Source organism: Candidatus Dormiibacterota bacterium, from assembly GCA_035544955.1.
In the GTDB taxonomy this organism is placed as follows: domain Bacteria; phylum Chloroflexota; class Dormibacteria; order CF-121; family CF-121; genus CF-13.
Genome location: DASZZN010000049.1, coordinates 77,196 through 86,017, shown reverse-complemented (window position 1 = coordinate 86,017; position 8,822 = coordinate 77,196). Strand labels below are relative to the sequence as shown.

Here is an 8,822-nt window from a genome sequence, read left to right as displayed (position 1 = left end):
CCCGGTTTGGAGCAGGTGCCGCACTATGGCGACTTCCGTCCCGTCGAAACGTACAAGGACCGGCGGGTCTTCATCGTGGGCAAGCAGAATTCTGGTTTCGAAATCGCGACCGGGTTGCTGCCCTGGGCTCGGCAGCTGGTTTTAGCTTCCCCGAGCCCGACCAAGCTCTCCGTCAACACGCACACCCTGGTCGGTGTGCGCGCCCGCTATGTTCAGCCCTACGAGGACGCGGCGCTGGCGGGCGGGGTCATCCTTCTCGACACGACCATCGAAGAGGTCATGAAGGATGGCGCCGGGTATCGGGTCCGCACTCGGAATGCGGCCGGGCGGGAGCTCACCATGGCGGCGGACGACGTCATCGCCGCAACTGGATTCGTCGCGCCCCTTCGCGACCTGCCCGCGCTGGGGGTGGCGACCTTCGGCCCGAGCCGGCTTCCGGCCCAGACGCCCTTCTGGGAAAGCGCGACCAGGCCTGGCATTTTCTTCGCCGGAACGATCACCCAGGGCGCCGGGGGACTCAAGAAGCACGGTATCCCGAGCAACTCCGGGGCCGTTCAGGGCTATCGGTACAACGCCCGCGTGCTGGCCCGGCACCTGGCCGAAACGAAGTTCGGCGTTCCCGCAATGCGAGAGCGCCTCGACGAAGCGAGCATCGTCCCCTACCTGCTCGAGCAGATCAGCAACGGCCCAGAGCTCTGGCATCAGCGCGCCTACCTGGCCCGCGTGATCAATCTCGATCGCGACGCCGGGATCCTAAACGACGGCATCGTGCCGCTTCAACACTTCCTCGACGCGGGTGGCGTCGACGCCATCGCGGCTACGCTCGAGTCGAACGGCCAGGGGAATCCGTACCCGGTCGTCTACGTCCGCAAGGCCGGGTCCGTGACGGAGCACGCGCTGGCACCGGACCCGCTGCTGGATTTCACCGGCCGCGAACACCAGGACGAGCTGCGCAACGCCCTCGAGCCGGTGTTGAGCGGAGCGGCGTCGCCTGCATGAGCACGCTGCCGACCGGGACGGTCACGTTCTTCTTCAGCGATATCGAGGGGTCGACGCGGCTGATCCAGCAACTCGGCGAGCGCTACCCCGACGTCCTGCTCGCCCATCACACGATCCAGCGCGAGGCGCTCGCCGCCAACGGCGGCCACGAGCTCCGCACCGAGGGCGATTCATTCTTCATCGTCTTCAAGAGCGCACTGGAAGCCTGCGCCGGCGCCGCCGCCGTCCAGAAGATGCTGGCGAAGCACGCCTGGCCGGACGACGGGCAGGTCCGGGTACGGATCGGTCTGCACACCGGCGAAGCCACGCTGGTCGGCAATGAATACCTCGGCCTGGACGTCCATCGGGCCGCCCGCGTCGCGAGCGCCGGCCACGGCGGTCAGGTGCTGGTTTCCGAAACCACTCGGGCACTGGTCGATCACGTGTTGGCACCCGGTCTGACGCTGAAAGACCTGGGTATGCATCGCCTCAAGGACCTGGCCCGGCCGGAACGCCTGTTCCAGCTCACGGTCGAGGGTCTGCCCTCCGTTTTTCCACCGCTGAAGACGCTGGAGGCGACGCCGAACAATCTCCCGACCCAGCTGACCAGCTTCATCGGCCGCGATGACCAGGTCCGCGAGGCCAAGCAGTTGCTGTCCCGCTCCCGGCTTCTGACCCTCACCGGCCCGGGCGGCACCGGCAAAACGCGCCTCAGCCTGGAAATTGCGGCTGAGCTCCTGGACCAGTTCGCGGACGGCGTCTACTTCGTGCCACTCAGCGCCGTGCATGACCCGGAACTGGTCGCGTCGGCGATCGCGCAGGCGCTGGCTGTCTCGACGACCGGCAGCCGCCGGCCGATCGACGCCCTGCTCGACCACCTGCGAGAAAAACAAACACTGCTGGTGCTCGACAACTTCGAGCAGGTGCTCAAAGCCGCGCCCATCGCGACCCAGTTGCTCGAGGGAAGCGCCGGGCTGCGCGTGCTCGTCAGCAGCCGGACGGTCCTGCGCGTTTCGGGTGAGCAGGAATTTCCGGTCCCTCCGCTGGCAATGCCTGACCTCAAGGCGTTGCCCGGACTGGCCGCCCTCTCGCAGTTCGAAGCGGTGCGGCTGTTCATCGAGCGAGCCGTCGCGGTGAAGCCGGATTTCGAGGCGACCAATGAGAATGCGCCGGCGATTGCGGGGATCTGCGAGCGTGTCGACGGACTGCCGTTGGCGATCGAACTCGCGGCCGCGCGCGTCAAGCTCTTTTCGCCGCAGGCACTCTTGAGCCGGTTGGAGAAATCGCTGAGCGCCCTCGGCACTGGGGCACGAGACGCCCCCGCGCGGCAGCAGACGCTTCGCGGCGCGATCCTCTGGAGCTATGACATGCTGGATGAAGGCGCCCGGCGCCTGCTCGCTCGCGTCTCAGTCTTTGCCCGAGGCGGCAACCTGGAACAGCTGGAACCGGTCTGTGGCCCTTCAGAGGATATCGGCGCGGATGTCGTCGACGCGCTGGATCAACTGGCGGACCAGAGCCTGCTGCGCCGCCTTCCCGACTTCGACGAACCACGCTTCCTGATGCTGCAGACGATTCGCGATTTCGCCGCGGAGCGGCTGGAGGAAAGTGGCGAAGCCCACCTGATTCGCGACCGTCACGTCAAGGCGTACATCGCGCTCGCGCACCAGGCGCAGCCACACCTTTTCGGTCCGCGACGAAAGGAATGGCTCGATCGGCTCGAAGACGACAACGATAACTTTCGGGCGGCGCTGGACTGGACGGTCGCCTCCGGTGACGCCCGCAGCGCGATGGAACTCTCGGCCGGTTTGTGGCGGTTCTGGCAGATGCGCGGCCACCTGCATGAAGGGCGCCGTCGCATGGATGGCGTGCTCGCGATGCGCGATAGCGGCAAGTTCCCAAAAGAGCGGCTGGCCGCCCTCGAAGCCGCGGGCGGACTGGCCTACTGGCAAGCGGACATGCAACTCGCCCAGCGTTTCTACGACGAATGTCTCGAACTCACCCGCAAGCTTGGAGACGACCGGGCGTTAGCCAATGCTCTATACAATGCCGCCTTTCCGAGGGTGGTCAGCCGGACGGCCATCGCAGAGGCCAGACCGATGTTTGAGGAAGCGCTTCCCCTGTACCGCAAGATCGGCGACCAAACGGGGGTCGCGAGGGTCCTCTGGGGGATCGGCAATGCGTTGTTCTTCGGTAAGGAGTACGCGGACGCTCGGCCGGTGCTGGAGGAGGCCGTGGCGCTGAATCGCAAACTGGATGATCAGTTCGGTCTTGGCTGGTCGATTCACACCCTCGGCCTGGTGACGTTCAACCTCGGCGACTACCAGCGTGCGCGCGCTTCATGGATCGAAGCCATTCAGCTTTTCGCCGCCGCTGGGGACGTTCCCGGGATAGTTCTCCAGCTCGACAATCTCTCCGCCCTCGCACGCCACGAAGGCGATTTCCTGCGCGCGGGCCGATTGTGGGCCGCGGCCAGCGCCCATCAGGTAAGCAGCGGCACCGGCCTGGGGCGCTTGCTTCGTGAGGAGGAAGGCCGCTCGGGCCGGGAGGGCCTCAATGACGACGAAGCGGCACGGGTCTGGGCCGACGGGCAGGCGATGAGCCTCAAACAGGCAGTCGCCTATGCGCTGGAAATTGGTACCACGACAACAGGGAGCGGGTGATGATTGAGCGCGTCGACGTCGTCGTCCTCGGCATGGGCGTCGGCGGTGAGGAAGTCGCCAATTCCCTTGCCGACGAGGGACTGTCGGTGGTCGGCATTGAGAGCAACCTGGTCGGCGGTGAGTGTCCCTACTTCGGTTGTATTCCCACGAAGATGATGATCCGCGCCGATGACATGCTCGCCGAAGGCCGTCGTATTCCGGGCTTCGCCGGGGACTCGACCGTGAAGCCGGACTGGAAACCCGTGGCGCGGCGCATCCGCGACGTGGCCACCGACAATTGGAACGACCAGGTCGCGGTCGAGCGATTCGAGGGCAAGGGCGGCCATTTCGTCCGGGGGGCCGGGAGACTCGCCGGCCCCGGCAAGGTCTCGGTCGACGGCACCACGTACGAGGCCTCGCGCGGGATCGTGATTTCGACCGGAACGTCGCCCGCCGTGCCACCCATCCCCGGCCTCGACCGCGTCAAGTACTGGACGAACCGCGACGCCGTCAAGGTCGAAGAGCTCCCGGAGTCCCTGGTGATCCTCGGCGGCGGCGCGATCGGCGTCGAACTTTCGCAGGTGTTCGCTCGCTTCGGGGTCAAGGTCTCGATCATCGAAGGCATGAACCGCGTGCTGGCGCTGGAGGAGCCGGAGGCCAGCGCGGTGCTCGGCGAGGTGCTGCAACGCGACGGCGTCGAGCTCTGGCTCAATAGCCGCGCCCAGTCGGTCGAGCCGCACGGTGACGCGATCGCGGTCAACCTGGAGGGCGGGCGCCAGGTCGGGGGTCAGGCATTGCTGGTCGCAACTGGACGTCGCGCCAACCTGGGGGACATCGGCCTGGAAACGGTCGGCCTCGATCCATCCGCGCGCCTGCTCGAACCGGATGACCATCTCCGTGTGGGTGAGCGGATCTGGGCGATCGGCGACGTGACCGTGAGCGGCGGCTTCACCCACATGGCGATCTACCATGCCGGCATCGCGATCGACGACATCCTGGGCAAGCCCGGGCCCAGCGCCGACTATCGAGCGAAGCCTCGGGTCACGTTCACCGACCCGGAGGTGGGCGCGACCGGCCTCACCGAGGAGCAGGCGAAGAAGAAGGGGCTCAACGTTCGGACCGGGATCCAGAAGGCATCCGTTACCTCCCGCGGCTGGATCCACGGACCGGGCAACGATGGCTTCATCAAAGTCGTCGAGGACGCCGACCGCGGGGTGCTGGTCGGTGCCACGACGATGGGTCCCCGGGGCGGCGATCTCCTCGGCATCTTCGAGCTCGCGATCAAGATGCAGATTCCCAGTGATGAGCTGCGCCATCTGATCTACGCCTATCCGACGTTCTACCGCGGTTCGGGCGAGGCGGTGCGCAAGCTCGGACCCGACGCGCACAGCCCGATGCGCTGAAGGCCGCTAGTTTCGACCTCCAGCCGCCGCCGACTCGGCGAGCTGGCTGCTGTAGAGCCTCCAGCCTTCGGTGTGCTGGCGGCGTTCGCCCTCGTCGGGCAGTCCGAGGTGACGCAGCCGGAGCACGGTCGCACCCTGCTCGGGCGTCAACGTGATCTCGACGGTCGTCGATCCAGGCGGGACGGTCGCATGGCCCTCCCAACCCCAGGTCATCACCAGCCGGCGCGGCGGATCGATCTCCTGGTATTCCCCACTCGCGATGTGCACGCCGTCGACGTCGATGCGAAACCGTCCGCCTGGCCGCGCATCGAGCTCGGCGCCGACGCCCATCCATTTCACGAAGCGGTGCCGGTCCGTCAGGTAGGCGAACACGATGTCGGGTGACGCCTCGATCCGCTGCGTGATCTCGATCGCGCCCGTCAGGTCCTCAACCATGCCGCTTCCGACCGACCTCCTCTTCAGCGAGGTCGCGCAGCCGGCCGAGATCGCGCGCCCACATCTGTCGTAACACGACCTCGAGCGGGCCGAGCGCCCGCCGATCGGCTTTGTAGTAGCGATGGGTGCCCTGGCGCCGCTCGGTGATCAGGCCGGAATTCTTGAGGACTCGTAGGTTCTGGGAAACCGCCGGCCAGCTCACATCGCGAACCGTCGAGGCGATTTCACCGGCGGAGTGCTCCGCACCCCAGACCAGCCGCAAGATCTGGCGCCGCCGCGGACTGGCGATCGCCTCCATGGCGGCTTCGAGCGGGTGATTGCGAGCTCGGACTTGCGTTCTGGGCATGCCTTATTTAAGCTACTTCTAAATTAAGTCGTTCCTTTAGGAGGATGCTAACATGGCCGCTCCGCTGGTGCATCAGGTAAATGTCAAGGCGACTCCCGCGCAGATCTATGAGGCGGTCTCGACGGCCAAAGGGCTCGGCGCCTTCTGGACGTCGGCGAGCCAGAGCGAGCCCAAGGTTGGCTCGATTTCCACCTTCGGTTTTGGCGGGCCGTCGCAGCGGATGCGAATCGACGAGCTGAAGCCGGGAACGCGGGTCAAATGGACGGCGCTCGCCGACTTCCCCAACTGGGATGGGACGACCGTGACCTGGGACATCTCCCCTGCCGAAAACGGCGAGACCAGCGTCCTATTCCGCCACGCAGACTGGCCGGCATCCGTCTCGCAGGATGACCTCGGCTCGATCAACTACACCTGGGGCCTCATCGTCGAGCGCCTCAAGCAATACGCGGAGACCGGCAAGCCGAACCCACTTTTCGCCTTCGCGACGCGCTAGCGCTTACATCGACGATGGCAGCTTGTCGGCTGCCGTCGATGTCATAACGCACCCCCGTGTCACTTGCGGTAATCTTTCCAGCGGCATGTTGGCACATGAGCCAAACGAGGACCCCGGCGAACTCATCCAGATCGCCCTCGACGTCGCCGGGTCCCTCGATCCGCGGGAGGTCATCGCCCGCATCCTGGAGCGCGGCACGCATGCCGTGCAGGCGGATCGAGCCACCCTCTCCAGCCTGGTCGACGACCACGTCGTGATCGAGGCCACCTACGGCCGGGCGGGCGAGCTGACCTGGGTCGGGCAACGCTACTCTGCCGACTACTTCGGGGGACAGCCATTGGTGCAAGAGGCGATCGACACCTTGCAGCCCACCTTCGGCGGTCGGTTGGCGGCCGACAAGGCCGCGCCGGAGTTCCGTCAGGCGCTCAGCAGCGTACGCCACGTGGCGGTGGTCCCACTGGTCCACGGCGGACGGGCAGTCGGCATGCTGGTGTTCAGTCGCTACGAGGATCGGGCGTTCACGTCGGCGGACCTGGCGGCGTTGACGCTGCTGGGAACGATCTCCGGGCTCGCGCTGCGCAACGCCCGGCTCTATGAGGAGGGGCAAGCGGCGCGAAAGCGGGCCGACGAGACGGCTGCGCGGCTGCGCCTCGCGGTGGAAGCGGCCGAGGACGTCGCCAGCCAGGTGCACCTGGATGAGGTGCTGCGCCGCCTGCTGCAGCGCGCGGGCGCGTCGGTTGACGCCGACGGGACGTCGCTTGCGCGGCTCGAAGGCAGCGAGATGGTGATCGAATCGACCCCGACGGGGGAGCTCGTCGGCAGCCGCTGGCCGCTCATGCCCAGGGTGCTGGCGGGGGTCTCAAAAGGGCGCGCAGTCGAACTGACCGCAGCGGAGTACACCGGCGCCCCGGAAGGCCTCGAGTCCGTGGTCCAGCCGTATCGACGCTTCCTGGTCGCTCCGCTGGCGGTCGGCGGCGAGACGATCGGGCTGCTGGCGATGGGCCGCAAGATCGATGAGCCATTTGAGCCCGTCGCGGTCCAGTCCCTGCAGCATTTTTCCACGCTTGGCGCCCTCCTGCTGCGCAATGCCCGCCTGATCGCCCAGGCCCAGAAGGCGGAGCAGGCGAAGAGCGACTTCATGAGCATGGCGGTCCACGAGTTGCGCGCGCCCCTCACCGTCGCCAGCGGCTACCTGGGGATGGCGATGGAAGGTGCCTTCGGTGAACTGCCGCCTACCCTGAAGGATATCCTCGCGACCGCCCAGCGAAAGACGGAGGAAGCCAAGCTTCTAGCGGACGAACTCCTTACGGTGGCACGCCTCGAAGGGAGGATTCTGATACCCAAAGCCGAGCCGCTCTCGGTCATGGAAGCGTTGCAAGCGGCAGTGGCGCGGGCGAGGCCCCGCGCCGAGCTGGTCAAAGGGACGATAGAGATTGAGCAAGGTGACGAGGGCACCATGCTGGCCGACCCGGTCATGGTTGGGAAGATCCTCGACAACCTCCTCAACAACGCCCTGACCTACAGCGACCATTCTCCGACCATCCGCATGCAGGCGCGGCGCGATGCGGCCCAGGTGGCGATCACCGTTGCCGATGACGGCATTGGTGTCGCACCAGCTGACCAGCCGCGGATCTTCGAGCGATTTGCCCGGGGCACCGACCGGCTCTCCAAGGAAAAACCGGGAAGCGGCCTTGGCCTCTACCTCAGCCGCGGCCTGGCCGAGCAGATGGGCGGCTCACTGCAGTTGCAGGCGAGCCAGCCAGGCAAGGGCTCGACCTTCGTCTTGCGCCTGCGGCTGGCGACGTCCTAAGCGATCGCGTCGAGCAGGCGGCGCGAGCTGGCGCTCACGTCGCGCACCGCCGATTCGAACGCCGGCGTATTGGCGCGTGACGGCACGCGGTAGCCGCTGATCTTGCGCACGAACTGCAGGGCGGCGTCGTGAATCTCCTGGTCGGTTGGCTTTTCGTCACGGCGGCGGAGCGTCTTGATACTTCGGCACATACCGTAAGTCTGACAAAAGAGAGGCTGGAGGCGGGCCCGGCCCGCGCGTCGTCGATGGCGGCAGCTGACGTAAGAATTGGGATACGCTATTAGGAGTTCACCGCTCGCCGCTGCATGAGATTGCAAGGGGACATGCCATGAAGTCACAAGACCAGAGAAATTTGCGCGCGAAGTCGGGTGTAAGCCGGCTGTGGCTCGGGGTTGCCGCAGTCGCCGGCGCAGCCATCGCTTACCTGGGTGACCGGGAACGGGGCAACGCTCGACGCCAGGCGGCGCTTCACCAACTCTCGGGCGCTGCGCAGGCCGCGGTGGAGCGCACCAGCCGCTGGCGCGGGTTTGTCAGTTCACGCCTGCCCGGCCGGGTGCACGGTGAGCTACCGGCGCAGGTCACCGTCCCGAGCGAACCCACAGCGGCCGCCACGGCGCCGTCCCGTTCGAAGCGTGCGGAGCGAAGCGCGGAACCCGCCGCCGAAACGAAAAAGCCCGAATCACTCGTCCCGGAGAATCCGCCAGCGCCGTAGCAGCTT

9 protein-coding genes are annotated in these 8,822 nt (G+C 66.6%); 6 read left to right on the top strand and 3 right to left on the bottom strand.

All coding sequences use genetic code 11. From position 1 onward, the window contains the following. The 3 genes from VHK65_17820 to VHK65_17810 all read left to right on the top strand — a co-directional run. Positions 1 to 999: NAD(P)-binding domain-containing protein (locus tag VHK65_17820; GenBank protein HVS08008.1), on the top strand; the 999-nt coding region annotated here is incomplete at its 5' end. After that, a complete protein-coding gene (locus VHK65_17815; protein ID HVS08007.1) occupies positions 996 to 3,638 on the top strand; it encodes an adenylate/guanylate cyclase domain-containing protein in 2,643 nt (880 codons plus the stop codon). The genes VHK65_17820 and VHK65_17815, both read left to right, overlap by 4 nt. Next, complete coding sequence (locus tag VHK65_17810; protein ID HVS08006.1) at positions 3,638 to 5,020, top strand: NAD(P)/FAD-dependent oxidoreductase; 1,383 nt, start codon at positions 3,638 to 3,640, stop codon at positions 5,018 to 5,020. The genes VHK65_17815 and VHK65_17810 overlap by 1 nt, the downstream gene beginning before the upstream one ends. A 6-nt stretch (positions 5,021 to 5,026) precedes the next feature. On the opposite strand, the gene VHK65_17805 is transcribed toward VHK65_17810, so the two are convergent. After that, on the bottom strand, positions 5,027 to 5,455 hold the full coding sequence (locus VHK65_17805) for an SRPBCC family protein (protein HVS08005.1): 429 nt from the start codon (positions 5,453 to 5,455) through the stop codon (positions 5,027 to 5,029). Next, positions 5,448 to 5,801: a metalloregulator ArsR/SmtB family transcription factor gene (locus VHK65_17800; GenBank protein HVS08004.1), complete on the bottom strand. Its 354-nt coding sequence runs from the start codon at positions 5,799 to 5,801 to the stop codon at positions 5,448 to 5,450. The genes VHK65_17805 and VHK65_17800 overlap by 8 nt, the downstream gene beginning before the upstream one ends. Positions 5,802 to 5,853: 52 nt before the next feature. Here VHK65_17800 and VHK65_17795 point away from each other — a divergent pair, with 52 nt between their 5' ends. Together VHK65_17795 and VHK65_17790 are read left to right on the top strand one after the other, a co-directional pair. After that, on the top strand, positions 5,854 to 6,294 hold the full coding sequence (locus VHK65_17795; GenBank protein HVS08003.1) for an SRPBCC domain-containing protein: 441 nt from the start codon (positions 5,854 to 5,856) through the stop codon (positions 6,292 to 6,294). A gap of 85 nt (positions 6,295 to 6,379) precedes the next feature. Further along, positions 6,380 to 8,104: a GAF domain-containing sensor histidine kinase gene (locus VHK65_17790; GenBank protein HVS08002.1), complete on the top strand. Its 1,725-nt coding sequence runs from the start codon at positions 6,380 to 6,382 to the stop codon at positions 8,102 to 8,104. Here VHK65_17790 and VHK65_17785 read toward each other — a convergent pair. Further along, on the bottom strand, positions 8,101 to 8,295 hold the full coding sequence (locus VHK65_17785) for a DUF2277 domain-containing protein (protein ID HVS08001.1): 195 nt from the start codon (positions 8,293 to 8,295) through the stop codon (positions 8,101 to 8,103). The two genes, VHK65_17790 and VHK65_17785, sit on opposite strands and share 4 nt — an antisense overlap. Positions 8,296 to 8,432: 137 nt before the next feature. On the opposite strand from VHK65_17785, the gene VHK65_17780 reads away from it, so the two are divergent. Further along, on the top strand, positions 8,433 to 8,816 hold the full coding sequence (locus VHK65_17780; GenBank protein HVS08000.1) for a hypothetical protein: 384 nt from the start codon (positions 8,433 to 8,435) through the stop codon (positions 8,814 to 8,816). The last annotated feature ends 6 nt before the right edge of the window (positions 8,817 to 8,822 follow it).

Coding starts and splice junctions, on each gene's coding strand:
- VHK65_17815 (HVS08007.1), top strand. CDS start 996: ATGAGCACGCTGCCGACCGGGACGGTCACGTTCTTCTTCAGCGATATC.
- VHK65_17810 (HVS08006.1), top strand. CDS start 3,638: ATGATTGAGCGCGTCGACGTCGTCGTCCTCGGCATGGGCGTCGGCGGT.
- VHK65_17805 (HVS08005.1), bottom strand. CDS start 5,455: ATGGTTGAGGACCTGACGGGCGCGATCGAGATCACGCAGCGGATCGAG.
- VHK65_17800 (HVS08004.1), bottom strand. CDS start 5,801: ATGCCCAGAACGCAAGTCCGAGCTCGCAATCACCCGCTCGAAGCCGCC.
- VHK65_17795 (HVS08003.1), top strand. CDS start 5,854: ATGGCCGCTCCGCTGGTGCATCAGGTAAATGTCAAGGCGACTCCCGCG.
- VHK65_17790 (HVS08002.1), top strand. CDS start 6,380: ATGTTGGCACATGAGCCAAACGAGGACCCCGGCGAACTCATCCAGATC.
- VHK65_17785 (HVS08001.1), bottom strand. CDS start 8,295: ATGTGCCGAAGTATCAAGACGCTCCGCCGCCGTGACGAAAAGCCAACC.
- VHK65_17780 (HVS08000.1), top strand. CDS start 8,433: ATGAAGTCACAAGACCAGAGAAATTTGCGCGCGAAGTCGGGTGTAAGC.